The 24,130-nt window shown below is 72.2% G+C and carries 23 protein-coding genes and 1 pseudogene; 13 read left to right on the top strand and 11 right to left on the bottom strand.

The window, feature by feature from the left end; genetic code table 11:
- Nucleotides 1-127: 127 nt before the first annotated feature.
- The 4 genes from B7L92_RS16250 to B7L92_RS16235 all read right to left on the bottom strand — a co-directional run bounded on the left by B7L92_RS16250 (nucleotide 128) and on the right by B7L92_RS16235 (nucleotide 4,942).
- The gene (locus B7L92_RS16250) at nucleotides 128-1,810 is read right to left on the bottom strand and encodes an alkaline phosphatase D family protein (protein ID WP_081238313.1); all 1,683 of its coding nucleotides are present in this window, start codon (nucleotides 1,808-1,810) and stop codon (nucleotides 128-130) included.
- A gap of 90 nt (nucleotides 1,811-1,900) precedes the next feature.
- Nucleotides 1,901-2,713, bottom strand: coding sequence for a DsbA family protein (locus B7L92_RS16245; protein ID WP_081238321.1), 813 nt, complete (start codon nucleotides 2,711-2,713; stop codon nucleotides 1,901-1,903).
- A 101-nt stretch (nucleotides 2,714-2,814) separates the two neighbouring features.
- Nucleotides 2,815-3,525, bottom strand: a complete 711-nt coding sequence (locus B7L92_RS16240) for a hypothetical protein (protein ID WP_081238312.1) — start codon at nucleotides 3,523-3,525, stop codon at nucleotides 2,815-2,817.
- Nucleotides 3,526-3,592: 67 nt separating this feature from the next.
- Nucleotides 3,593-4,942 (bottom strand): DUF2252 domain-containing protein, encoded by a 1,350-nt coding sequence (locus B7L92_RS16235; RefSeq protein ID WP_081238311.1) that lies wholly within the window; start codon nucleotides 4,940-4,942, stop codon nucleotides 3,593-3,595.
- 207 nt (nucleotides 4,943-5,149) lie between these two features.
- Here B7L92_RS16235 and dnaE point away from each other — a divergent pair, with 207 nt between their 5' ends.
- Nucleotides 5,150-8,689, top strand: a complete 3,540-nt coding sequence (gene dnaE / locus B7L92_RS16230; RefSeq protein ID WP_081238310.1) for a DNA polymerase III subunit alpha — start codon at nucleotides 5,150-5,152, stop codon at nucleotides 8,687-8,689.
- 132 nt (nucleotides 8,690-8,821) lie between these two features.
- Here the strand turns inward: dnaE and B7L92_RS41105 are convergent, their stop codons facing one another.
- Nucleotides 8,822-8,989: a hypothetical protein gene (locus B7L92_RS41105; protein ID WP_016826695.1), complete on the bottom strand. Its 168-nt coding sequence runs from the start codon at nucleotides 8,987-8,989 to the stop codon at nucleotides 8,822-8,824.
- 222 nt (nucleotides 8,990-9,211) lie between these two features.
- On the opposite strand from B7L92_RS41105, the gene B7L92_RS16225 reads away from it, so the two are divergent.
- The 4 genes from B7L92_RS16225 (at nucleotide 9,212) to B7L92_RS16210 (ending at nucleotide 13,308) form a co-directional block, all read left to right on the top strand.
- A complete protein-coding gene (locus tag B7L92_RS16225; RefSeq protein ID WP_004989290.1) occupies nucleotides 9,212-10,423 on the top strand; it encodes an NYN domain-containing protein in 1,212 nt (403 codons plus the stop codon).
- Between the two features lie 239 nt (nucleotides 10,424-10,662).
- Nucleotides 10,663-11,637, top strand: a complete 975-nt coding sequence (locus B7L92_RS16220; protein WP_081238309.1) for an ABC transporter ATP-binding protein — start codon at nucleotides 10,663-10,665, stop codon at nucleotides 11,635-11,637.
- A 122-nt stretch (nucleotides 11,638-11,759) separates the two neighbouring features.
- A complete protein-coding gene (locus tag B7L92_RS16215; RefSeq protein ID WP_081238308.1) occupies nucleotides 11,760-12,581 on the top strand; it encodes an ABC transporter permease in 822 nt (273 codons plus the stop codon).
- 34 nt (nucleotides 12,582-12,615) lie between these two features.
- A complete protein-coding gene (locus B7L92_RS16210) occupies nucleotides 12,616-13,308 on the top strand; it encodes an AAA family ATPase (protein WP_081238307.1) in 693 nt (230 codons plus the stop codon).
- 188 nt (nucleotides 13,309-13,496) lie between these two features.
- Here B7L92_RS16210 and ybaK read toward each other — a convergent pair whose 3' ends face one another.
- The 4 genes from ybaK to B7L92_RS16190 form a co-directional block, all read right to left on the bottom strand.
- Nucleotides 13,497-13,997, bottom strand: a complete 501-nt coding sequence (gene ybaK, locus B7L92_RS16205) for a Cys-tRNA(Pro) deacylase (RefSeq protein ID WP_004989300.1) — start codon at nucleotides 13,995-13,997, stop codon at nucleotides 13,497-13,499.
- Between the two features lie 29 nt (nucleotides 13,998-14,026).
- Nucleotides 14,027-14,767 carry an LON peptidase substrate-binding domain-containing protein gene (locus tag B7L92_RS16200; protein ID WP_081238306.1) on the bottom strand — a complete coding sequence of 247 codons (741 nt, stop codon included), beginning with the start codon at nucleotides 14,765-14,767 and terminating at the stop codon, nucleotides 14,027-14,029.
- A gap of 45 nt (nucleotides 14,768-14,812) precedes the next feature.
- Complete coding sequence (locus B7L92_RS16195) at nucleotides 14,813-15,853, bottom strand: hypothetical protein (protein ID WP_255310990.1); 1,041 nt, start codon at nucleotides 15,851-15,853, stop codon at nucleotides 14,813-14,815.
- 200 nt (nucleotides 15,854-16,053) lie between these two features.
- Nucleotides 16,054-17,631, bottom strand: a complete 1,578-nt coding sequence (locus B7L92_RS16190; protein WP_081238305.1) for an oxidoreductase — start codon at nucleotides 17,629-17,631, stop codon at nucleotides 16,054-16,056.
- Between the two features lie 192 nt (nucleotides 17,632-17,823).
- Here B7L92_RS16190 and hisD point away from each other — a divergent pair, with 192 nt between their 5' ends.
- The 8 genes from hisD to hisF are packed head-to-tail and all read left to right on the top strand — an operon-like array spanning nucleotide 17,824 to nucleotide 23,539.
- A complete protein-coding gene (hisD, locus tag B7L92_RS16185; RefSeq protein ID WP_081238304.1) occupies nucleotides 17,824-19,149 on the top strand; it encodes a histidinol dehydrogenase in 1,326 nt (441 codons plus the stop codon).
- Entirely contained in the window at nucleotides 19,146-20,258 is a 1,113-nt protein-coding gene (locus B7L92_RS16180; RefSeq protein WP_081238303.1) for a histidinol-phosphate transaminase, read from the top strand. The genes hisD and B7L92_RS16180 overlap by 4 nt, the downstream gene beginning before the upstream one ends.
- Nucleotides 20,255-20,848 carry an imidazoleglycerol-phosphate dehydratase HisB gene (gene hisB, locus B7L92_RS16175; RefSeq protein ID WP_004989320.1) on the top strand — a complete coding sequence of 198 codons (594 nt, stop codon included), beginning with the start codon at nucleotides 20,255-20,257 and terminating at the stop codon, nucleotides 20,846-20,848. The genes B7L92_RS16180 and hisB overlap by 4 nt, the downstream gene beginning before the upstream one ends.
- Nucleotides 20,849-20,851: 3 nt before the next feature.
- A complete protein-coding gene (locus B7L92_RS41100; protein ID WP_004989321.1) occupies nucleotides 20,852-21,010 on the top strand; it encodes a CG2302 family histidine operon protein in 159 nt (52 codons plus the stop codon).
- 4 nt (nucleotides 21,011-21,014) lie between these two features.
- Nucleotides 21,015-21,656 (top strand): imidazole glycerol phosphate synthase subunit HisH, encoded by a 642-nt coding sequence (gene hisH, locus B7L92_RS16170; protein ID WP_004989323.1) that lies wholly within the window; start codon nucleotides 21,015-21,017, stop codon nucleotides 21,654-21,656.
- A gap of 4 nt (nucleotides 21,657-21,660) precedes the next feature.
- Nucleotides 21,661-22,386 (top strand): bifunctional 1-(5-phosphoribosyl)-5-((5-phosphoribosylamino)methylideneamino)imidazole-4-carboxamide isomerase/phosphoribosylanthranilate isomerase PriA, encoded by a 726-nt coding sequence (priA, locus tag B7L92_RS16165; protein WP_004989329.1) that lies wholly within the window; start codon nucleotides 21,661-21,663, stop codon nucleotides 22,384-22,386.
- A complete protein-coding gene (locus B7L92_RS16160; protein ID WP_081238302.1) occupies nucleotides 22,383-22,787 on the top strand; it encodes a Rid family hydrolase in 405 nt (134 codons plus the stop codon). Before priA ends, B7L92_RS16160 begins: the two co-directional genes overlap by 4 nt.
- Nucleotides 22,784-23,539, top strand: a complete 756-nt coding sequence (gene hisF / locus B7L92_RS16155; RefSeq protein WP_004989333.1) for an imidazole glycerol phosphate synthase subunit HisF — start codon at nucleotides 22,784-22,786, stop codon at nucleotides 23,537-23,539. Before B7L92_RS16160 ends, hisF begins: the two co-directional genes overlap by 4 nt.
- Before the next feature lie 3 nt (nucleotides 23,540-23,542).
- On the opposite strand, the gene B7L92_RS16150 is transcribed toward hisF, so the two are convergent.
- Nucleotides 23,543-23,941, bottom strand: a complete 399-nt coding sequence (locus B7L92_RS16150) for a VOC family protein (protein WP_081238301.1) — start codon at nucleotides 23,939-23,941, stop codon at nucleotides 23,543-23,545.
- 23 nt (nucleotides 23,942-23,964) lie between these two features.
- Nucleotides 23,965-24,130, bottom strand: a pseudogene (locus tag B7L92_RS16145) (TIGR03085 family metal-binding protein); the annotation flags it as partial.

Below are 24,130 nucleotides of genomic sequence, written 5' to 3'. Positions count from 1 at the left end.
CCCCGGTGAGCGCGGCCCCTCGCCCCCGGCGGGCACGGGTCCCCCGCCCTCGGAGGGCACGGGCCCTTCGCCCCGGCGGGCACGGGCCCCTCGGCCGCGTCCGGGCGCGGCCGAGGGACCCCGGGCGTCAGACCGGCTGGTAGGCGCGCTCCACCTTCTGCGTGCCGCTGCGCGTGCGGTAGGAGCGGGCCCAGGCGGACGTGGCGGCCGGATCCGTGCGGTCGGACAGCACGTAGTAGTCCATCTGCGCCCGCTCGGCGGTGATGTCCAGAACGCCGTAGCCGTGGCGGTCGGTGTCCACCCAGTGGACGTGCCGGTTGGCGGCCCGGATCAGCGGCGCGGCGACCGAGGAGACGGTGCCCTCGGGGACCTTGACGATGTCGTCGAGGTTGTCGGAGGTGACCGAGGTGACCACGAACTCCGTGGCGGCCGAGGGCGACAGCGGGTAGGTGCCGGCGTTGACCGGCACGTCGTTGGCCCACGCCATGTGGATGTCGCCGGTGAGGAAGACCGTGTTGCGGACGGCGTTCGCGCGCAGGTGGGCGAGGAGTTCGCGGCGGTCGTCGGTGTAGCCGTCCCACTGGTCGGTGTTGAGCGCGAGGCCCTCCTGCGGCAGGCCGAGCAGTTTGGCGAGCGGCTTCAGCAGGCTCGCCGGCAGGGAGCCGATGGCGAACGGGGAGATCATCACCGAGGTGCCGACCAGCCGCCAGGTGGTGTCGGACGCCGTCAGTCCCGCCTTCAGCCAGTCCAGTTGGGCGCGGCCGGTGAGCGTGCGGTCCGGGTCGTCGACCTCGCCGTTGCCGAGCGAGACCTGCTGGGAGCGGAAGGAGCGCAGGTCCAGCAGGGAGAGGTCGGCGAGCCGGCCGAAGCGCAGCCGGCGGTAGGTGGTGCCGGCGAGCGCGGGGCGCACCGGCATCCACTCGAAGTAGGCCTGCTTGGCGGCGGCCTGGCGCGCGGCCCAGGTGCCCTCGGCGCCCTCGGTGTGGTTCTCGGCGCCGCCCGACCAGGCGTCGTTGGCGATCTCGTGGTCGTCCCAGATCGCGATGACCGGCGCCCGGTGGTGCAGGGCCTGCAGATCGGGGTCGGTCTTGTACGTCGCGTGCCGCAGGCGGTAGTCGGCGAGGGTGACGATCTCGTGGGCGGGCGCGTGCGGGCGCACCGTCTTGCCGCGGGTGCCGTACTCGCCGGTGCCGTACTCGTAGATGTAGTCGCCCAGGTGCAGCCAGGCGTCCAGGTCGCCGCGGGCCGCGAGGTGGCGGTACGCGGAGAAGTGGCCGGCCTCCCAGTTGGTGCAGGAGACCACGCCGAAGCGCAGCCCGGTCACGGCGGCGTCGGCGGCCGGTGCGGTGCGGGTGCGGGCGACGGGGGAGTCGGTGCCCCCGGCGGAGAAGCGGAACCAGTAGTCGGTGGCCGGTCGCAGGCCGCGGATGTCCGCCTTGACGGTGTGGTCGAGGGCGGCGGTGGCGAGCGTCGAACCCTGGGCGACGACGTCGGTGAACGCCTTGTCCCGGGCGACGGTCCAGCTCACCTCGGTGTCCGGGCCGAGCCCGGAGCCGGGTATCGCCTCCGGCGTCGGGGTCACGCGGGTCCACAGCAGGATGCCGTCCGGCAGCGGGTCGCCGGAGGCCACGCCGTGCAGGAAGGCGGGGGCCTGCGTCGCCGCCCGGGCGGGCAGGGACGCGGCGAGCGGTCCGGCCAGCACCGCGGTGGCGGCGGCCGCCTTGACGACCGTACGGCGGCGGGGGGAGAGGGAGGAGGCGTCCGCGGAGGCGGGGACGGTGCTCTCGGATGATCTGTGTCGACTGGTCACAGCCGATCAGGTTACTGACAGGTACACGCGAGAGCGGGCGAACTCGCAAAAGTTCGCCCGCTCTTCGACGTGTGGTCGGCCGACCGGTGCTCAGGCCTTGAGGGCCTTGTCGATCGCCGTGTTGAACTCGTCCACCGTCATGGGGGTGCTCTGGCCGTCGGAGCCGGTGACCTTCTTGCCGTCCATCATCAGGGTCGGCGTGCCGTTCACGTCGCTCTCGTCGAAGGTCTTGGACATCTCCAGCGCCCACCGGTCGTAGGTGCCGTCCTCGACGGCCGTCTGGAACTGCTTGTTGTCCTTCAGGGCGTCGACCGAGTTCGCGATCTTGATCAGGTACGAGTCGTCCTTGAACTTGTCCTCGCTCTCCTGGGGGTGGTACTCGGCCGAGTAGAGCGCGGACTTGTAGGCGAGGAACGCCTCGGGGCTGACGTTCAGCGCGGCGCCCAGGGCGCTCAGGGCGTTCTTGGAGCCCTCGCCGGTCAGGTTGCGGTCGAGGAACGAGGCGCCGACGAAACGGATCTTGTACTTGCCGTCCTCGACGTCCTTGTCGATCGTCTTGCCGACGCTCTGCTCGAACGTGGCGCAGATCGGGCAGCGCGGGTCCTCGTACAGCTCCAGGGTCTTCTTCGCGTCGGGCTTGCCGATGACGACGGTCGTGCCGTTCTTGCCGCTGCTGTTGGCCGGCTTGACGAGCTCGGCGTCCTGCGCGGCCTCCCAGTGGTCGGGCTGGTTGGCCTGGACGACGGCGTAGCCGATGCCGCCGGCTATCGCCAGGACGCCGACGAGGGAGCAGGCGACGATGACCTGCCGCTTGACCTTGTCCTTCTTGGCCTGGCGCTCGCGCTCCGCGCGCAGGCGCTCCCGGGCCGCCGTCTTCGCCGCCTGGCTGTTCCGCTTGCTCATGGTGATGTTCTCCACGGGGGACGCACACGGTCGTGTGCGGGATGCGTATGGGGGGGGACTGCTCGTGTTCGGGGGCCGCCGGTACCGGGGCGGGGAGCGCCTCAGGCGAGGGCGGCGGAGCACGGCGGTCCGCGCCGTCCCAGGGAGTGCACGAGGATCCGGGTCCGGGCCGTGACGGTCCCGAGGACCGGGAGGAGGGGCCGGTGGACCTTCGGGGTCCGGCGGCCCGTCACCGCCGCGACCGCGAACAGCAGCGGCCGGACCGCCGTCGAGGCGGTGGCCGCCACCGCGGCGAGCAGCCGGGCCAGCGCCTGCTCGCCGCGGCGCAGCCAGGCGGCGGCGAACAGGCCGACGCCGACGTGCGCGCCGAGCAGCAGCCAGGAGGTGGCCGGGTCGGCCTGGGCGAGCAGGACCGCCAGCCGGTCGCCGCCCTCGGCGGCGGTGCCGGTCACACGGGCGAGCGGTGCGCCGACGCTGGTGCCGTCACCGCACAGCACGTCGAAGCCGACGGAGCGCAGCGGACCCGCCACGGGCCCGCCCATCCGGCCGTAGCAGACGTGCTGGCCGGCGGTGAAGACGGTGTCGGCGGCCAGCTCCAGCGGGATCAGCAGGGCGGCGATCCGCCCGAAGGAACGCTCCCGCCCCGCCAGGGCGTACGCCAGGGCGAACACGGCGGCGGCGATCGCGGCCACCGTGTTCACCGGCAGCGGAGCCCCGGACAGCAGCACGTGCGACGCGACGCTGAGCGTCACGGTCACTGCCGTGAACAGCGCCGCGCGGACGGCTCTGAGCTGGGTTCCGGATATGTCCATGGCGGGGAAAGTCTGTCATGCGTTCCGGTAAGGGACGCCTAAAGGGTCCCGGTGGGCGTGCGGAGGGTCACAGTCCCGGGATCCTGCCGTTGCGGAACAGGTCCAGGAAGGTCTGGTGGTCGCGGCGCGCGCGTGCGCCGTAGCCGTGCGCGAAGTCGACCAGCAGCGGCGCGAGGCCCTCCTCGTCGGCCGCGATCGCCGCGTCGATGGCCCGCTCGGTGGAGAACGGCACCAGGGACTCGCCGGAGGTGTCGTCCGCCGCCGCGTGCATCGTGGCCGTGGCCCGGCCGAGGTCGGCGGCCACCTGGGCGATCTCCTCGGGGTCGTCGATGTCGCTCCAGTCCAGGTCCACGGCGTACGGCGAGACCTCGGCGACCAGCTGGCCCGCGCCGTCCAGCTCGGTCCAGCCCAGCCACGGGTCGGCGTGCGCCTGGAGGGCGCGCTGGGAGATCACCGTGCGGTGGCCCTCGTGCCGGAAGTAGTCGCGGATGGCCCGGTCGGGGATGTGCCGGGAGACGGCCGGGGTCTGGGCCTGCTTGATGTAGATCACGACATCGTTCTCCAGGGCGTCGCTGTGGCCCTCCAGGAGGATGTTGTACGACGGCAGCCCGGCCGACCCGATGCCGATGCCGCGGCGGCCCACGACGTCCTTCACGCGGTAGGAGTCCGGGCGGGCCAGGGAGGCGTCCGGCAGCGTCTCCAGGTAGCCGTCGAAGGCGGCGAGCACCTTGTAGCGGGTGGCGGCGTCCAGCTCGACCGCGCCGCCGCCGGGGGCGAAGCGGCGCTCGAAGTCGCGGATCTCGGTCATCGAGTCCAGCAGCCCGAACCGGGTCAGCGAGCGGGCGTCGCGCAGCGCGTCCAGCAGCGGTCCCTGGGCGGTGTCCAGCGTGAACGGCGGCACCTCGTCGCTCTTCGCGCCGGTGGCCAGCGCGTGGATGCGCTCGCGGTAGGCGCCCGCGTAGATCCGCACCAGCTCGGTGATCTGCTCGTCGCTGAGCGCCTTCGCGTAGCCGATCAGCGCCAGGGAGGCCGCGAAGCGCTTGAGGTCCCAGGTGAAGGGGCCGACATAGGCCTCGTCGAAGTCGTTGACGTTGAAGACCAGGCGGCCGTTGGAGTCCATGTAGGTGCCGAAGTTCTCCGCGTGCAGGTCGCCGTGGATCCACACCCGGGAGGTCCGGTCGTCCAGGTACGGGCCGCTGTACGTCCTCCCACCGCCCCGCCCGGCGTTCTCCGCGTCCAGGTCGTGGTAGAAGAGGCACGCCGTCCCCCGGTAGAACGCGAACGCCGAGGCCGCCATCTTCCGGAACTTCACGCGGAACGCGGCCGGGTCGGCGGCCAGGAGCTCGCCGAAGGCGGTGTCGAGGACGGCGAGAATCTCCTCACCGCGGTGCTCGTCGTCGAGCTGCGGGACCGACATCGCTGGGTGCCTCCTGGTGCGGGACGTCTCGGGGACGGCTGGTCCGTCCCCTGCCTAACGTGTAAGGGAGCACGGGAGTGCCCCGCCCGAAGGTACGTCGGGGCGTCCTCGAAGTGTCAGTGCCGGGGCATAGACTTCGACGCTGTCCACCGGACTGTCCGCAGCCCGTCGCCGATAGTTCTCCTAGTTCTCCTTGGAGGCCGCACCGTGTCGAAGCCGCCGTTCACGCACCTGCACGTCCACACCCAGTACTCGCTGCTGGACGGTGCCGCGCGGCTGAAGGACATGTTCAATGCCTGCAACGAGATGGGCATGACGCACATCGCCATGTCCGACCACGGCAACCTGCACGGAGCGTACGACTTCTTCCACTCCGCGCAGAAGGCCGGAGTCACCCCGATCATCGGGATCGAGGCGTATGTCGCCCCCGAGTCGCGGCGCAACAAGCGCAAGATCCTCTGGGGCCAGCCGCACCAGAAGCGGGACGACGTCTCCGGTTCCGGCGGTTACACGCACAAGACCATGTGGGCGGTGAACAGGACCGGCCTGCACAACCTCTTCCGCCTCTCCTCCGACGCGTACGCCGAGGGTTGGCTGCAGAAGTGGCCCCGGATGGACAAGGAGACCATCGCGCAGTGGTCGGAGGGCATCGTCGCCTCCACCGGCTGCCCCTCGGGCGAGGTGCAGACGCGGCTGCGCCTCGGCCACTTCGACGAGGCCCTCAAGGCGGCCGCCGACTACCAGGACATCTTCGGCAAGGACCGCTACTTCCTGGAGCTGATGGACCACGGCATCGACATCGAGCACCGGGTCCGCGACGGTCTGCTGGAGATCGGCAAGAAGCTCGGCATCCCGCCCCTGGTCACCAACGACTCGCACTACACCTACGCGCACGAGGCGACCGCCCACGACGCGCTGCTGTGCATCCAGACCGGCAAGAACCTCTCCGACCCCGACCGCTTCAAGTTCGACGGCACCGGCTACTACCTCAAGTCCACCGACGAGATGTACGCCATCGACTCCTCGGACGCCTGGCAGGAGGGCTGCGCCAACACCCGGCTGATCGCCGAGATGGTCGACACCACCGGCATGTTCGAGAAGCGCGACCTGATGCCGAAGTTCGACATCCCGGAGGGGTACACCGAGGTCAGCTGGTTCCGCGAGGAAACCATGCGCGGCATGCACCGCCGCTTCCCGGACGGCATCCCGGACGACCGCATGAAGCAGGTCGAGTACGAGATGGACACCATCATCTCGATGGGCTTCCCGGGCTACTTCCTCGTGGTCGCCGACTTCATCATGTGGGCCAAGAAGCAGGGCATCGCGGTCGGCCCCGGCCGGGGTTCCGCGGCCGGCTCGATCGTCGCCTACGCCCTCGGCATCACCGACCTCGACCCGATCCCGCACGGCCTGATCTTCGAGCGGTTCCTCAACCCCGAGCGCATCTCGATGCCCGACGTCGACATCGACTTCGACGAGCGCCGGCGCGTCGAGGTGATCCGGTACGTGACGGAGAAGTACGGCGCCGACAAGGTCGCCATGATCGGCACCTACGGCACCATCAAGGCCAAGAACGCGATCAAGGACTCCGCGCGCGTGCTGGGCTACCCGTACGCGATGGGCGACCGCATCACCAAGGCCATGCCCGCCGACGTCCTCGGCAAGGGCATCCCGCTGTCCGGCATCACCGACCCCAGCCACCCCCGCTACTCGGAGGCGGGCGAGGTCCGGTCGATGTACGAGAACGAGCCGGACGTGAAGAAGGTCATCGACACCGCGCGCGGCGTGGAGGGCCTGGTCCGGCAGATGGGCGTGCACGCGGCCGGCGTGATCATGTCCAGCGAGACCATCACCGAGCACGTCCCGGTCTGGGTCAGGCACACCGACGGCGTCACCATCACGCAGTGGGACTACCCGAGCTGCGAGTCGCTCGGCCTGCTGAAGATGGACTTCCTGGGCCTGCGCAACCTGACCATCATGGACGACGCCGTCAAGATGGTGAAGGCCAACAAGGGGATCGACATCGATCTCCTGAGCCTCCCGCTCGACGACCCCACGACCTTCGACCTGCTCCAGCGCGGCGACACCCTCGGCGTGTTCCAGTTCGACGGCGGTCCGATGCGCTCCCTGCTCCGGCTGATGAAGCCGGACAACTTCGAGGACATCTCCGCCGTGTCGGCCCTGTACCGGCCGGGCCCGATGGGCATGAACTCGCACACCAACTACGCCCTGCGCAAGAACGGCCAGCAGGAGATCACGCCCATCCACCCCGAGCTGGAGGAGCCGCTCAAGGAGGTCCTGGACGTCACCTACGGCCTGATCGTCTACCAGGAGCAGGTGCAGAAGGCCGCCCAGATCATCGCCGGCTACTCGCTCGGCGAGGCCGACATCCTCCGCCGCGTGATGGGCAAGAAGAAGCCGGAGGAACTGGAGAAGAACTTCGTCATCTTCCAGGCCGGCGCCCGCAAGAACGGCTACAGCGACGAGGCCATCCAGGCGCTGTGGGACGTGCTGGTGCCCTTCGCCGGCTACGCCTTCAACAAGGCGCACTCGGCCGCGTACGGACTGGTGTCGTACTGGACCGCCTACCTCAAGGCGAACCACCCCGCCGAGTACATGGCGGCGCTGCTCACCTCGGTGAAGGACGACAAGGACAAGTCGGCCGTCTACCTCAACGAGTGCCGCCGCATGGGCATCAGGGTGCTCCCGCCGAACGTCAACGAGTCCGAGGCCAACTTCGCCGCGCAGGGCGACGACGTGATCCTCTTCGGCCTGTCGGCGGTGCGCAACGTCGGCACCAACGTCGTGGAGTCGATCATCAAGTGCCGCAAGGCCAAGGGGAAGTACACGTCCTTCCCGGACTACCTCGACAAGGTCGACGCGGTCGTCTGCAACAAGCGCACCACGGAGTCGCTGATCAAGGCGGGCGCCTTCGACTCCATGGGGCACAGCCGCAAGGGCCTCACCGCCCAGTACGAGCCGATGATCGACAACGTGGTCGCGGTGAAGCGCAAGGAGGCCGAGGGGCAGTTCGACCTCTTCGGCGGCATGGGCGAGGAGGAGTCCGGCGAGCCCGGCTTCGGCCTCGACGTCACCTTCACCGACGACGAGTGGGACAAGACCTACCTGCTCGCCCAGGAGCGGGAGATGCTCGGTCTCTACGTCTCCGACCACCCGCTGTTCGGCCTGGAGCACGTGCTGTCCGACAAGGCCGACGCGGGCATCTCACAGCTCACCGGCGGCGACTTCGGCGACGGCGCGGTGGTCACCATCGGCGGCATCATCTCGGGCCTGCAGCGCAAGATGACCAAGCAGGGCAACGCCTGGGCGATCGCCACGGTGGAGGACCTCGCCGGCTCCATCGAGTGCATGTTCTTCCCGGCGACCTACCAACTGGTGTCGACGCAACTGGTCGAGGACGCCGTGGTGTTCGTCAAGGGCCGCCTCGACAAGCGGGAGGACGTGCCGCGCCTGGTGGCGATGGAGCTGATGGTCCCCGACCTGTCCACCGCGGGCACCAACGCGCCCGTCGTCCTCACCATCCCGGCGACGCGGGTGACCCCGCCGATGGTCAGCCGGCTCGGCGAGATCCTCACCCACCACAAGGGCGACAGCGAGGTCCGCATCAAACTGCAGGGGCCGACGAAGACGACGGTGCTGCGCCTGGACCGGCACCGGGTCAAGCCGGACCCGGCCCTCTTCGGCGACCTGAAGGTCCTGCTCGGACCCTCCTGCCTGGCGGGCTGAGCGAGCGGTTCTGTCCGGCGGACCGAGCGAGCGGCTCCGCGCACCGGACGCGTGTGAGGGGCGCACCCGATGGCGACGGCGGGTGCGCCCCTCTTCATCCGTGTCTGGATCTCAACGATCCTTTAGGGAATGTCAGTTGTGACCGAAGCGCTTCTGCCGGTTCTTGCCCCGGCCGACCTCGCCGGGCGTGGCCTCCGTGGTGCGCTGCTCGTCCGGCGTCTCCATCGCGGCCGGCTGCGACGCCCGTCGGGCGCGCTCGGCCTGCGGCTGCTTCCGGTCGCGGTTCTTGTTCTTGGCCATGGTGATGCCTCCTGTGGGGGATCTAGGGGCCAGGGCCGGAACCAGATTCACATAGCCCGACAATGAACGCATGCCGGACAATTACCCTGTGTGACCAGGGTGGTCGGGGAAGGAAGTGGGGAAACGCCACGCCGAAGATCGAGTTCGGGCCGTTAACCCCGGCGTGGTCGGGCAGACTCGAAGCAAGCCCGAAGCAAACCTCCCGGAAAGAGGGTGGATCGCGTGGACCGCTGCATCGTCCTGGTGGACGCCGGGTATCTGCTGGGGGCCGCCGCCAGTCTCCTCGCCGGGGAGCCTTCGCGGTCCCGCATCACCGTCGACCACGCGGCCCTCATCCAAGGGCTGCGCGAACGCGCCGAGTCCGACACGCGGCAGCCCCTGTTGCGCATCTACTGGTTCGACGGCGCCCCCGACCGCGTCCCGCAGCCCGAGCACCGCAGACTGCGCGTGATGCCCCGGGTCACCGTCCGCCTCGGAGCGCTTACCCGAAGTGACGGTCGCTGGGCCCAGAAGGGCGTCGACGCCGCGATGCACGCCGAACTCACCGAGCTGGCCCGCAACCGGGCCTGCTCCGACATCGTCCTGGTCACCGGTGACGGTGATTTGCTGCCCGGCATGATGGCCGCCAAGGAGCACGGCGTCGCCGTCCACCTGTGGGCCGTGCAGGCCGCCGACGGCGACTACAACCAGTCCGAGGACCTGGTCGCCGAGGCCGACGAGCGCCGGGTGCTGGACCGCGCGTGGATCACCCAGGCGGTCCGGGCCAAGGAGGTCACCGGGGTGTGCGCCCCGCCGCCCGTGCCGCGGCCCGAGATCGCCGCGATCCTCTCCGCCCCGCTGCCGGACTCCGCGCTCGCCGCGACGGCCGAGCGGACCGCGCAGGAACCGCAGCACCCGGCCGCCACCGCCCAGAACGGCAGCGTGGAGCGGACGCCCGCGGTCAAGGGCGTACCCACCCCCAAGGACCTGGCCGCCCTGCGCGGCCCCGGCGCCCAGCCCCCTCAGCAGCCGGCCTCGGCCACCCTGCGCTGGTCCTCCGACAAGGGCTGGGTCGACCGGCCCGTCGCCGAGTCCCCCGAGGCCGCCTCCATGCCGACGCTCGCCCAGCTGACCACGGCCGAGCAGCGGTGGGCCGACCGCGAGGAGGACATCACCACCGTCGGCGGCGACCCCTTCGAGGTGGGGCAGGTCTTCGCCCGCCGCTGGGTGGAGCGGCTCGGCGACCAGAGCCACCTCCAGCGGCTGTCCGTCATGTACCCCCGCATCCCGCACCGCGTCGACGGCGAGCTGCTGCGCTACGCGGCCCGCTTCGGGCTCCTCGCCCACAAGGACGACCAGATCGACGAACGCGACCGCTACGCCATCCGGGCGGGCTTCTGGCGGGAGATCGACGTGCGCACGGGCACGGAGCGGGGGACGGCCGCCGGGGAGTGAGCGGCGCCGGCCGATCCGGTCACGGGTCCCGCGAGCCCGGCGCGATCCGAACGGCGCGATCCGAACGGCGGGCCCGAACGGCGGAGTCCGGTCGTCGAGCGCGTCCGCGGGGGTTCGGCTCGTGGCGGGGGAGGCGCGGCACGAGGGCGACCCGAGGGCGTGGCGGGGTTTCCGACCCCGTAGGCTCGTTCCTTGTGAGTACGCGCGCGGCACAGGCATTCCGGCACGGTGGTGACGTCGTGTGCGCGGTGCGCGGGCTGACCAAGACCTATCCGGCGGTGCGCGGACGGCGCGGGGCGCCGGCGACACCCGAGGTCCGGGCCACCGACGACGTGCGGCTCGACGTCCGGCGCGGGGAGATCTTCGGTCTGCTCGGGCCGAACGGAGCCGGCAAGTCCACCCTCGTACGCCAGCTGACCGGGCTGATGCGACCCGACCGGGGCAGCGTGGCGATCCTCGGCCACGACATCGTGCGCCACCCCGAGCGGGCCTCGCGCATCCTCGCCTACCTCGGGCAGGAGTCCACCGCCCTCGACGAGCTGACCGTGTCCCTCGCCGCCGAGACCACCGGCCGGCTGCGCGGGCTGGACGTGCGCCGGGCGCGGGCGGAACGGGACGCCGTTCTGGAGGAGCTGGGCCTCACCCCGATCGCCGGACGCCCCTTGCGGAAGCTGTCCGGCGGCCAGCGCCGGCTGGCCTGCTTCGCCGCCGCGCTGGTGGGGGAGCGGCCGCTGCTCGTGCTGGACGAGCCCACCACCGGCATGGACCCGGTGGCGCGGCGCGCGGTGTGGTCCGCCGTCGACCGGCGCCGGGCCGAGCACGGCACGACCGTGCTGCTGGTCACCCACAACGTCATCGAGGCCGAGACGGTCCTCGACCGGGTCGCCGTCCTGGACCGGGGCCGGGTCATCGCCTGCGACAGCCCCGCCGGACTGAAGGAGCAGGTCGCGGGCGAGGTCCGGGTCGAGCTGGTGTGGCGCGAGGCGGCGCCGCTGCACGTGCCCGAGGTCGCCGCGCTGCGCGACCGGGTCGTCGAGTCGGGCCGCCGCTGGACCCTGCGGCTGGCCCCCGAGGAGGCCCGTACGGTGGTCGCCACCGTCACCGGCGGGGCCGCCTTCGCCGCCCTGGACGACTTCACACTGGCCACGCCCAGCCTGGAGGACGTGTACCTGGCGCTGGGCGGCGCCGTACGGCAGGGACTGGTGAAGGCATGAGCGCACGGGCCGCGTCGTCCGTACGGAACGGGACGGCTGCCGCAGCGGATCCGAGCGGACCTGCGCGCGGACCCGTGGGCGAACCTCCCAGCGAACCTCCGAGCGAAGGGGAGCAGCACGACGTGAGTGCCGTACCCGCCGATGTCCTGCCGGGCGGTGCCCTGCCCGTGCGGGAGGCCGGGCCGGAACCGGCCGGGCTCGGCCCCCGGGCGCGGCTGTGGCCGTCGCTGGCGGCCGTGTACCGGGCGCAGCTCTCCCGGGCACGGGTGGCGAGGATCCCGCTGCTGTTCGTGGCGACCTTCCAGTCGGTCGGGATCATGATCCTGATGCGCGGGGTGGTGGACGGCGGCGGCGAGGCGCAGGCCGTGGTCGCCGGCTCGTCGGTCCTGGTCGTGGCCTTCGTGGCGCTGAACCTCCTCGCGCAGTACTTCGGGCAGCTGCGGGCCAGCGGCGGACTCGACCACTACGCCACCCTGCCCGTGCCGCCCGCGGCGGTGGTCCTGGGCGCGGCCGGCGCCTACGCCTCGTTCACCGTGCCGGGGACCGTCGTGACCGCCGTCTTCGGGTGCGTCCTGTTCGGTCTGCCGCTGGCGCACCTGTGGGTGCTCGCCGCGGTGATCCCGCTCGCCGGGGCCGCGCTCGCCGGGCTGGGCGCGGCGCTGGGCCTGCTCGCGCCGCGGCCGGAGCTGGCGACGCTGCTCGGCCAGCTGGGCATGTCGGCGGCGCTGCTGCTGGGCGTGCTGCCGGCGGAGCGGATGCCGGAGGCGGTGCGCCTGGCGCGGGACCTGCTGCCGTCGACGTACGGCGTCGAGGCCCTCGCGCGGACCTTCGGCCCGCATCCCGACTGGGCGCACGTGCTCGGTGACCTCGCGGTGTGCGGGGGCGTCGGCGTGATCTCGCTGGCCGTGGCGACCTGGGCGTACCGCAGGGCCGCCGTCCGGTGACGCGCCGCACAGCCGGGCCTGGCACGATGTCAGGGTGAGCGCACCTCTGACACCACCACCTCCGCACGAGGGTTCCTCGCACGACGCGTGGCAGCCGCCGTCCGCCGGACCCGTGGCCGCCCCGTCCGGGAAGGACGGGTCCGCGGGGCACCCCGGGGGGTACGGCTGGTACGGACAGGACGGCCCTGCGATGAAGACGGAAGTGCGGGAGGCCACCGTGATCGCGGTGGCGGTGGCGCTCGGCGGGACGCTCCTCGGGGTGCTGTGGTGGTGGCTGGCGCCGCGCGTGCCGCTCGTGGGCGACGTGGTGGGCGGCAACTGGGTCGTCTACCTCAAGGACACCGAGGGCGAGCAGGCCGTCGGGGTGGACGGGACGTTCTCCCTCCTGGCGCTGGGGTTCGGCGGGGTGAGCGCGCTCGTCGTGTTCCTCGTGCGGCGGCACGGGGGTGTGCCGCTGGTGGTGGCGCTGGCGGTCGGAGGGCTGCTCGGATCGCTGCTGGCATGGCGGATCGGCATATGGCTCGGCCCCGCGCAGGACGTGATCGCCCAGGCGAGGAGCGTGGGCAAGGGGGTCGCCTTCGACGCGCCGCTGAAGCTGAACGCCAAGGGCGCGCTGCTGGCCTGGCCGTTCGCGGCGCTGGTCCTGCACCTGGGGCTGACCGCCCTGTTCGGCCCCCGCGACCCGGACCCCCTCCTGCCGGACCCGTACATCCCGCAGGGACCGTAGGGGACGGCGCCGGGCACTCCCCGGCCACCGGTTCCCCGGCACCGGTCTCCCGGCCCCGGCGGTCCACGCCGGGCGCCGTCCGCGGTGCGCCCGGCCTCTCCTCGTGCGCCACCCGCGTTTGCGGGTCCTCTTCGGCGGGTCTTCTCCCCCTGGTCTCCCTGGTCGAGGAAGAAGGTTCCGTCGAGGGGTCACGCACGCCCGATCGGGGCGAGGACGGCCGATGTCAGCCTGGTCAGGTCGTCGGGGGAGAGCTCGACCTCCAGGCCGCGACGGCCGGCCGAGACGCAGATCGTGTCGTGCAGGACGGCCGACTCGTCCAGGACCGTCGGCAGTGCCCTGCGCTGGCCGAGGGGCGAGATGCCGCCGCGGACGTACCCCGTGGTGCGTTCCGCCAGCGCCGGGTCGGCCATCGCGGCCCGCTTGCCGCCGGCCGCCGCCGCGAGCGCCTTCAGGTCCAGCTGGCCGGCCACCGGGACCACCGCCACGGTCAGCGCGCCGTCGACGTCGGCCACCAGCGTCTTGAAGACGCGGTCCGGCGAGACGCCCATCGCCTCGGCCGCCTCCTCGCCGTAGGACGGGTGGGAGGGGTCGTGGTCGTAGGAGTGGACCGTGAACGGCACCCCGGCCGCGGTGAGGGCCACCGTCGCGGGTGTGCCTCCCGCCTGCTGCTTCCTGGACTTCTTCGCCATCCCGGCCCGTACCCCCAGACAGTCGTGCGTCAGTTGAGACTCGTCGGCCCGCGCGTCAGGTCCGACGCCGGCAACGACGGCAGGCTACGGATGACGGCCGTCTCCGTGCGAAGGAGTTTCAGCTCGTCGCGGAGCCGGGACGCGGTGTCCGGCGCCTGGAGCAGACGCTGCCGCGTCGGTGTGTCCAGCACCATCGCGGCGGCGACCAGGTAGGAGACGACGCCCGGCTCGTCCGGCAGGTCCGCACCGGTCGCCAGCGACCGCTCCCGGGCCCCCGCCAGCCGCTTCTGGTACTGGCGGAACGCCCGCAGCACCCCTTCGGCCAGCGCCCCCGCCCCGTCGCCGGGCTCCTCGGCCACCGGCTCCAGCTCGGCCGTCAGATACGGCCCGGAGGCGTCGACCGACAGCAGCCGCACCCGGGTCGTGCCGGTGGCCAGCACCTCGAAGGTGCCGTCGGCCCGTTCCCGGATCGTCGCCGCGTCGGCCACGCAGCCCACCTTGTGGAAGGCCCGGAGCGGGTCGGTGCCGAAGCCGGCCGCCGACCCCCGGTCGGGCACGGCGGTCGGGTCGGGCAGGCCGGGGGCGCTCGGCGCGACCTCGTGGCCGTCGCGGATCGCCACGACGGCGAACCGGCGCGGCTCGTCCTCCGAGGTCTTCAGCAGCTCGCGCATCATGGCGCGGTAGCGCTCCTCGAAGACGTTGAGCGGGAGCACGAGCCCCGGGAACAGCACCGTGTTCAGGGGGAAGAGCGGGAGGCGGACGGTGGTCACGACTCAAGAGCCTAATGGTCGCCGAAGCGGACCCGTCCGCCCTGTTCATTCCTCGGATGGCCGGAGCCCGTGGCGGAGGAAGCGGTTCCCGCCCCCGGGGGAGCCGAACGCCATCGCCGCGCGCACCCCCTGGCGCACCTCCAGGAACCGCCCGAGCGGGTCGTCCGCGTCCCGGTCCCACGGGAAGGACGTGGCGTACGGGCCGGTCAGGCGCAGCTGTTCCAGGGCGTCCGGCCAGCGTTCGAGGCCCACCAGGACGTAGGTCAGCAGATTGCGCAGCTCGGCCGGCCAGGAGTGGCCCGCCGGCAGCCGGGCGGACAGGACGGCGGCGCGGTCGGCCGCGGCTTCGAGCCGCGCGCGCGGCACCTCGGGACCGCCGCCGTCGGTCAGGTAGCCGAACGCCGCCCACAGCGGCAGCGCCTGGGTGAGCGAGTCCTCCGGCGCGTCCTGGGCGGCCAGGTCCGCGAAGTCGAAGCACTCGCGGTGCGCGCCGTGCCAGGAGGACGACAGGTAGCGCAGGGCCGCCACATGGCAGCCGTAGTGGTGCGGGGCGCGGCGGACCGCCGCCTCCCACAGCTCCTGGAAGTACCGGTGCCCGGCGCGGGCGCCGCGGGCGTGGTCCAGGGCGAGTCGCCACGGCACCGGATCGCGGTCGTCCCCCTTCGCGGCGGCGGTGATCAGCGGGCTCACCTCGCGCAGCAGCTCGGTCCGGGCCGGCGAGCCCCAGGCGAGGCCCACCGCCCGCTGGGCCTCCACCAGCAGCCCGTCGGGGTCGTGCGGATCGAGGGCGCGCCAGGCGTCCAGCCACCCGGGGCGCGAGCGGGCGAAGGCGGCCAGCCGCCGTACATAGCGGTCGCGGTGCTCCCAGGAGCCCTGGCGGCGGGTGGCGGCGAGCAGGTCGGCGGCGGGCGCGTGGTCGCCGCCCGCCGCCGCGACCAGCGCCGGGCCCAGCGCGTCGTCGGGCGCGTCGAGGAGCACGTCGTCGTCGGTGGGCAGCACGACATCGGCGGGCAGCACGCCGACGGGCGCGGCGTCCGCCCTGCCTCGTGCCCGGGACGTACGGGTGAATCCGTGCAGCAGAGCCATGGTGTCGACCATTGAAAGACCGCAGGTCACGGCCGCGCCAGAGGCCACGCTGAAGTCGTGGAAGGTTGTACGCGGTCCGGTCAAGGGCCGTTAAAAAGTGATCGGTTTCTTGCCGTGTGCGACGCCCGCGGAGCACCACGGGCCTCATGCGTCACACGGGACGCCATGACGCCCTGACGCCACGACGTCGTGCGGCTGGGCTAGGTGCGCCGCAGCGTCCGCGTCGCCCCCGCCGCCACCGTCGTCGCCAGGACCCAGCCCAGCAGGATGAACGCCGCCGCCAGCCACTGCCAGCCGCCGCGCAGCTCCCAGAAGCCCACCTGGCCCAGGTCGATCACCGGCAGCAGCAGGTCCAGGGCGAACAGGGCCGGGTCCCACGGGGGGTGCTCACCGCTCTTGAGGGGCGGGTGGTGCGCGCGGGCGAAGGCCAGGGAACCGCCCGCCCACAGCACCGCCATCCACACCGCGGCCCGGCCCGGCCGGTACCCGTAGGCGACCGTCCAGTCCTGCGCGTAGCCCCACAGCTTGGCCGCGAGCGGCAGGCTCTCGCGGCGGCGGCGCTGCTTGGCGAGCAGCACCTCGCGGGCCTCCTCGTCCTCCCCGCTCGCCCGCAGCACGGCGGCCAGCCGCTCGTACGGCTCCGGGTTGTACTCGGCGCTCGCCGCGTCCACCCAGCGCAGCCGCAGCTCCAGCGGGAACGGGCCGCGCGGCACCAGGTTCTCGTAGGTGAAGCCGCCCATGTGCAGCCGCCCGGGCCCCGGCCAGCTCTCCGCCCGGTCCATCAGGTTGACCACCCGCGCCCCCGACAGCACCACCTTGCCGCGCGCCGGCCGCTCCCCGAGGAAGCGCAGCTCCGGCGTCTGCACCCGGCGCAGCGACAGCTCCTGGTCGTCGGTGAAGGCGAACCGGGCCCCCTCGAAGTCGACCGCGTCCCCGAACCGCCCGTCGTCCAGCCGCACCCCGCCCTGGCACTCGAACCGCTGGATCCGTGTCCCGCGCGCCGGGGTCATCCCGCTCCGCGCCTGGGCGCCGACCCCCGCCGGGGTCAGGTACAGCGAACGCTCCACGGTCAGCTGGGGCGCGTTCAACGCGAGCCGGGTGTACGGGTTGACCAGACGGGCGCCGCGCAGGCTCAGCGAGACGCCTATCTGCGCGCTGCGCAGGCTCAGCTCGCCGTGCGACTCCAGCATCTCCGCCTGGAGGTCCTGGCCGACCGTCATGCCGTCCCCGGCGATCGAGCGGCCGCTGCGGTCCCGGTGCACGATCGCCTGGTTGAGCATCAGGTCCGTGCCGATGCGGGCGTCGGTGAGCCGTACGCCGCCCAGGAACCGGCAGCGCGGCAGGTGCAGATCGCCCTCGGTGTGCAGCCGGGCCGCCTCCAGGCGCGGCACGGAGCAGTCCACCAGCCGCACGGTCGTGAAGCGGGCCTCCGGCAGCAGCACGTCCCGCTCGAAGCGGCAGTCCCGCATCTCCACGTACGGCACCACTGTGCCGCCCGCCAGGTCCAGGGGGCCGCTGATCCGCACCCCGACCAGCTTCAGCGAGGAGACCCGGCCGGCCAGCGCGGGCGGCCCGTCCAGCAGGAGCCAGCACACGACGCGGGCCCGGACCGTCCGCTCGGGGCCCCACGGATGCCCGCCGTGCGGGTCGTCGACGACCGTGTCACCGCTGCTCAGGTCGTACACGCTGCCGTTCCGGAAGGCCTGCCACATCCCGGCCTCCACGGCGGTCAGATCCTCCGGAACGTCCCCGGCGCGCGGTCCCGCCCCTTCGGCCACGGCTTTCCCCTCCCTCCCGGGTACTCGTCGGTTCATCCCTTCGTACAACCGGTGATGCCCGTTTCCGTGAGAGGTTGAACACGGAAAGTGAGGAGGATCTCCGACATGTGCGCACACCGTCACCGAGGGGCCCCGTATCAGCCATTGGAACGCGCGGACGGCTCACTGCGCGGGTCTGAGAGAATTGAGCACGTGATCTCCCGAATCGATCTGCGCGGCGACGCCCTTCCCGAGGGCCCCGCCCTGCGTGACCTGCTGCCCCGAGCCGACTTCGACGTCGCGGCCGCCCTGGAGAAGGTGCGTCCGATCTGCGAGGACGTGCATCATCGCGGCGACGCGGCGCTGATCGACTTCGCCGAGCGGTTCGACGGCGTGCGTCTGGAATCCGTCCGGGTCCCGGCGCGGGCGCTCACCGACGCCCTGGAGACGCTGGACCCGGCCGTGCGGGCCGCCATGGAGGAGTCCATCCGCCGCGCCCGGCTCGTCCACCGCGAGCAGCGCCGCACCACCCGCACCACCCAGGTCGTGCCGGGCGGCACGGTCACCGAGAAGTGGGTGCCGGTCGACCGCGTGGGGCTGTACGCGCCGGGCGGCCGGTCCGTGTACCCGTCCTCCGTGATCATGAACGCCGTGCCCGCCCAGGAGGCCGGTGTCCCGTCCGTCGCGCTGGCCTCCCCGCCCCAGGCCGAGTTCGGTGGGCTGCCGCACCCGACCATCCTCGCCGCGTGCGCGCTGCTCGGCGTCGACGAGGTGTACGCGGCCGGCGGCGCCACCGCCGTCGCGATGTTCGCGTACGGCACCGAGTCCTGCCCGCCCGCGAACATGGTCACCGGCCCCGGCAACATCTGGGTCGCCGCGGCCAAGCGCTACTTCACCGGCCGCATCGGCATCGACGCCGAGGCCGGCCCCACCGAGATCGCGATCCTCGCGGACTCCACGGCCGACCCGGTGCACGTCGCCTCCGACCTGATCAGCCAGGCCGAGCACGACCCGCTGGCCGCCGCCGTCCTGGTCACCGACTCCACCGAGCTCGCGGACGCGGTGGAGAAGGAGCTGGAGCCGCAGGTCGCGGCGACCAAGCACATCGAGGACCGGATCGTCCCGGCGCTGTCCGGCCGGCAGTCCGCCATCGTCCTGGTCGACGGCCTCGACGAGGGCCTGCGCGTGGTCGACGCCTACGGCGCCGAGCACCTGGAGATCCAGACCGCCGACGCCGCCGCGGTCGCCGACCGGGTGCGCAACGCCGGCGCGGTCTTCGTCGGCCCCTGGGCCCCGGTCTCGCTCGGCGACTACGCGGCCGGGTCCAACCACGTCCTGCCCACCGGCGGCTGCGCCTGCCACTCCTCGGGGCTGTCGGTCCAGTCCTTCCTGCGCGGCATCCACATCGTCGACTACACCGAGGACGCGCTGGCCGAGGTCGCGCACCACGTGGTGACGCTGGCGGAGGCGGAGGACCTGCCCGCGCACGGCGCGGCGATCAAGGCGAGGTTCGGCTGGAAGGTGCCCGAGAGCAAGTGAGCGACGTGAGGATCGACGATCTCCCCGTACGGGACGAGCTGCGCGGCAAGTCCCCCTACGGCGCGCCCCAGCTGGACGTCCCCGTACGGCTGAACACCAACGAGAACCCCTACCCGCTGCCCGAGCCGCTGGTCGAGCGGATCGCCGAGCGGGTCCGGGAGGCCGCCCGGCACCTCAACCGCTACCCCGACCGGGACGCGGTGGAGCTGCGGACCAGGCTGGCCGAGTACCTGACGAAGACGGCCGGGCACCCCGTCGGCCTCGAGAACGTGTGGGCCGCCAACGGCTCCAACGAGGTCATCCAGCAACTGCTGCAGACCTTCGGCGGGCCCGGCCGCACCGCGATCGGCTTCGAGCCGTCGTACTCGATGCACGCGCTGATCGCGCGCGGCACCGGCACCGGCTGGATCTCCGGCCCGCGCCGCGACGACTTCTCGATCGACCTCGCCGCCGCCGAGGAGGCGATCGCCGAGCACCGGCCCGACGTCGTCTTCGTCACCACCCCCAACAACCCCACGGGCAACGCGGTCCCGCCCGAGACGGTGCTCGCGCTGTACGAGGCCGCCCAGGCGGCCAAGCCGTCGATGGTGGTCGTGGACGAGGCGTACGTCGAGTTCAGCCACGGCGACTCGCTGCTGCCGCTGCTCGAGGGACGGCCGCACCTGGTCGTCTCCCGCACCATGTCGAAGGCGTTCGGCGCCGCCGGGCTGCGCCTCGGCTACCTCGCCGCGCACCCCGCGGTCGTGGACGCCGTGCAGCTCGTCCGGCTGCCCTACCACCTCTCGGCGGTCACCCAGGCGACCGCGCTGGCCGCCCTCGAACACACCGGCACGCTGCTGAAGTACGTCGAGCAGCTGAAGGCCGAGCGGGACCGGCTGGTCGCCGAACTGCGCGCCCTCGACTACGAGGTGACCGAGTCGGACGCGAACTTCGTCCAGTTCGGCAGGTTCGCCGACTCCCAGGCCGCCTGGCGGCGGATCCTCGACCGGGGCGTCCTGGTCCGGGACAACGGCGTACCGGGATGGCTGCGGGTCACCGCGGGCACCCCGGCGGAAAACGACGCGTTTCTCGACGCGGTCCGTGAGATCAAGAAGGAGCAGAGCGCATGAACCGCGTGGGACGTGTGGAGCGGACGACCAAGGAGACCTCGGTCCTCGTCGAGATCGACCTCGACGGCACCGGGAAGACCGAGATCTCCACCGGGGTCGGCTTCTACGACCACATGCTCGACCAGATCGGCCGGCACGGTCTGTTCGACCTGACCGTGAAGACCGAGGGCGACCTGCACATCGACTCCCACCACACCATCGAGGACACCGCCCTCGCGCTCGGCGGCGCCTTCAAGCAGGCGCTCGGCGACAAGAAGGGCATCTACCGCTTCGGCAACTGCACGGTCCCGCTGGACGAGTCCCTCGCCCAGGTCACCGTCGACCTGTCCGGCCGCCCCTACCTCGTGCACACCGAGCCCGAGAAGATGGCGCCGATGATCGGCGAGTACGACACCACGATGACCCGGCACATCCTGGAGTCCTTCGTCGCGCAGGCCCAGGTCGCGCTGCACGTGCACGTGCCCTACGGGCGCAACGCGCACCACATCGTGGAGTGCCAGTTCAAGGCGCTCGCCCGGGCCCTGCGCTACGCCTGTGAGCGCGACCCGCGCGCGGCGGGCATCGTGCCCTCCACGAAGGGCGCGCTGTAGCCCATGAACGGACTGTCCACCGTCCTGATCGTCGTCGGTCTGTTCCTCGTCGGCGGGGTCATCTCCTTCGTCAAGCAGAAGATGCCCAAGAGCCTGATCGTGCTGCTCTCGGTCGGCGCCGCGATGTGCCTCTTCGCGGGCGTCCTGAGGCTGGAGGTGTGATCCCTTGAGCACCACCAAGAAGGTCGTGGTCTTCGACTACGGCTTCGGCAACGTCCGTTCCGCCGAGCGTGCCCTCGCCCGCGCGGGAGCCGACGTCGAGATCACCCGCGACTTCGACCGGGCCATGAACGCCGACGGCCTGCTGGTGCCCGGCGTCGGCGCCTTCGCCGCCTGCATGCGCGGCCTGAAGGAGGCGCGCGGCGACTGGATCGTCGACCGCCGACTGGCCGGCGGGCGCCCGGTGATGGGCATCTGCGTCGGCATGCAGATCCTGTTCGCGCGCGGCGTCGAGCACGGCGTGCGGACCGAGGGCCTCGACGAGTGGCCCGGCTCGGTCGAGCCGCTGCAGGCCGACGTCGTGCCCCACATGGGCTGGAACACCGTGGACGCGCCGGCCGGCTCCGAGCTGTTCGCCGGCCTCGGCGCGGACGCCCGCTTCTACTTCGTGCACTCCTACGCGGTCCACGACTGGACCCTGGAGACGGCGAACCCGGCGATGCGCGCCCCGCTGGTCACCTGGTCCACGCACGGCAAGCCGTTCGTGGCCGCGGTGGAGAACGGCGCCCTGTGGGCCACCCAGTTCCACCCCGAGAAGTCCGGCGACGCCGGTGCCCAGCTCCTCACCAACTGGATCGGAACCCTGTAGAGACATGGCCAAGCTCGAACTGCTCCCCGCCGTCGACGTCCGTGACGGCCAGGCCGTCCGCCTCGTGCACGGCGAGTCCGGGACGGAAACGTCGTACGGCTCCCCCCTGGAGGCCGCCCTCGCCTGGCAGCGCTCGGGCGCCGAGTGGCTGCACCTGGTCGACCTGGACGCCGCGTTCGGCACCGGGAACAACCGTGAGCTGATCGCCGAGGTCGCCGGGGCGATGGACATCAAGGTGGAGCTGTCCGGCGGCATCCGCGACGACGACACCCTCGCCGCCGCGCTCGCCACCGGCTGCACCCGCGTCAACCTCGGCACCGCCGCCCTGGAGAGCCCCGAGTGGGTCGCCCGGATCATCGCCGAGCACGGCGACAGGATCGCCGTCGGCCTCGACGTGCGCGGCACCACCCTGCGCGGACGCGGCTGGACCCGCGACGGCGGCGACCTCTACGAGACGCTGGAGCGCCTCGACAAGGAGGGCTGCGCCCGCTACGTGGTCACCGACATCGCCAAGGACGGCACCCTCCAGGGCCCCAACCTGGAGCTGCTGAAGAACGTCTGCGCCGCCACCGACCGCCCGGTGGTCGCCTCCGGCGGGGTGTCCTCGCTGGACGACCTGCGCGCCATCGCGGAGCTCGTACCGCTCGGCGTCGAGGGCGCCATCGTCGGAAAGGCCCTGTACGCGAAGGCGTTCACCCTGGAAGAGGCCCTGGAGGCTGTGTCGCGATGACGACCGGGGCCGTACGGCGCGTGCAGAGCGGAAACCCCTGGGAGGAGTCCTTCGGTTCCGCACGGGCCGTGGCGGCGGGTGACCGCGTCCTGGTGGCGGGCACGACCGCGTTCCGGGGCGAGGTGCTCCACGGGGAGGGCGACCCCTACGAGCAGGCCAAGGAGGCCTTCACCATCGCGCTGGAGGCGATCGGCGCGTTCGGACTCGGTATCGAGTCCGTGATCCGCACCCGCGTCCACCTCGCCCACGTACGGGACGTCGACGAGGTCGGCCGGGCCCACAAGGAACTGTTCGACTCGGTGCGCCCGGTCACCACCCTCCTGGTGGTCGAGGGCTTCGTCGACCCGCGCGCCCTGGTCTCAGTGGAACTCGAAGCATTCAGAGGAGCCGTGACCTCATGACCCTGGCGGTCCGAGTCATCCCCTGCCTGGACGTGGACAACGGCCGGGTCGTCAAGGGCGTCAACTTCCAGAACCTGCGCGACGCGGGCGACCCCGTCGAGATGGCCAAGGTGTACGACACCGAGGGCGCCGACGAGTTGACGTTCCTGGACATCACCGCCTCGTCGGGCAACCGCGAGACGACCTACGACGTGGTGCGCCGCACCGCCGAGCAGGTGTTCATCCCGCTGACGGTGGGCGGCGGCGTCCGCACCGCCGAGGACGTGGACCGGCTGCTGCGGGCGGGCGCCGACAAGGTGGGCGTGAACACCGCCGCCATCGCCCGCCCCGACCTCATCCGGGAGATCGCCGAGCGCTTCGGCCGGCAGGTCCTCGTCCTCTCGGTCGACGCCCGACGCACGGACTCCGGTTCCTTCGAGGTCACCACGCACGGCGGCCGCCGCGGCACCGGGATCGACGCCGTGGAGTGGGCACACCGCGCCGCCGAGCTGGGCGCCGGCGAGATCCTGCTCAACTCGATGGACGCGGACGGCACCAAGGACGGCTACGACCTGGAGATGATCGCCGCCGTCCGGAAGCACGTCACCGTCCCGGTGATCGCCTCCGGCGGCGCGGGCAGGCTGGCCGACTTCCCGCCCGCGGTCGCGGCGGGCGCGGACGCGGTCCTCGCGGCCTCGGTCTTCCACTTCGGAGACCTGCGGATCGGCCAGGTCAAGGAGACCCTGCGGGAGGCCGGGCACCCGGTCCGCTGACCCTCAGCCCAGCGGCTGGGTCAGCTGGACCAGGTTGCCCACCGTGTCGTCCAGCAGGGCGGTGAGCACCGGGCCCTGCTCCTCGGGGTCCCGGACGAAGTGGACGCCTTCGCCGCGGAGCCGTTCGTACTCCGCGCGGAGGTCGTCCACGGAGAACACGATGGAGGGCAGTCCCGCCTCGCGCACCGCCCGGCGGTAGGGCTCGGCGACGGGCCCCTGGCCCGGCTCCAGCAGGAGCTCCAGGTCCGGCTGGGCCCCGCGCGGCGCGCCCACCGTGACGAACAGGGTGCCGCCGCCCAGGTCCCTGTGGGTGCGGGTCTCGAAGCCGAGGACGCCGGTGTAGAAGGCGTGCGCCTTCGCCACGTCGTCGACGTACACACTGGTCATGGCGACTTTGATCACGAACCGTGCCTTTCGGGTACCGGTCAGATACCGAGCTGTTTGGTCTCCTGCAGCTTCGCGATCGCGTTCTCGTCGCCCTCCAGTCCGACCTTCGCCGCGCTCTGCCGCCCGTAGGCGAACAGCACCAGCTCCGACGGCTCGCCGGTCGCCGTGACCACCGGGGTGCCGCGGTGGTCACGGCGACCGGCG

This window comes from Streptomyces viridosporus (assembly GCF_002078235.1).
Lineage (GTDB): Bacteria > Actinomycetota > Actinomycetes > Streptomycetales > Streptomycetaceae > Streptomyces > Streptomyces viridosporus.
Note: the sequence above shows the minus strand (reverse complement) of the source record. Positions and strands in the feature narration are given on the sequence as shown.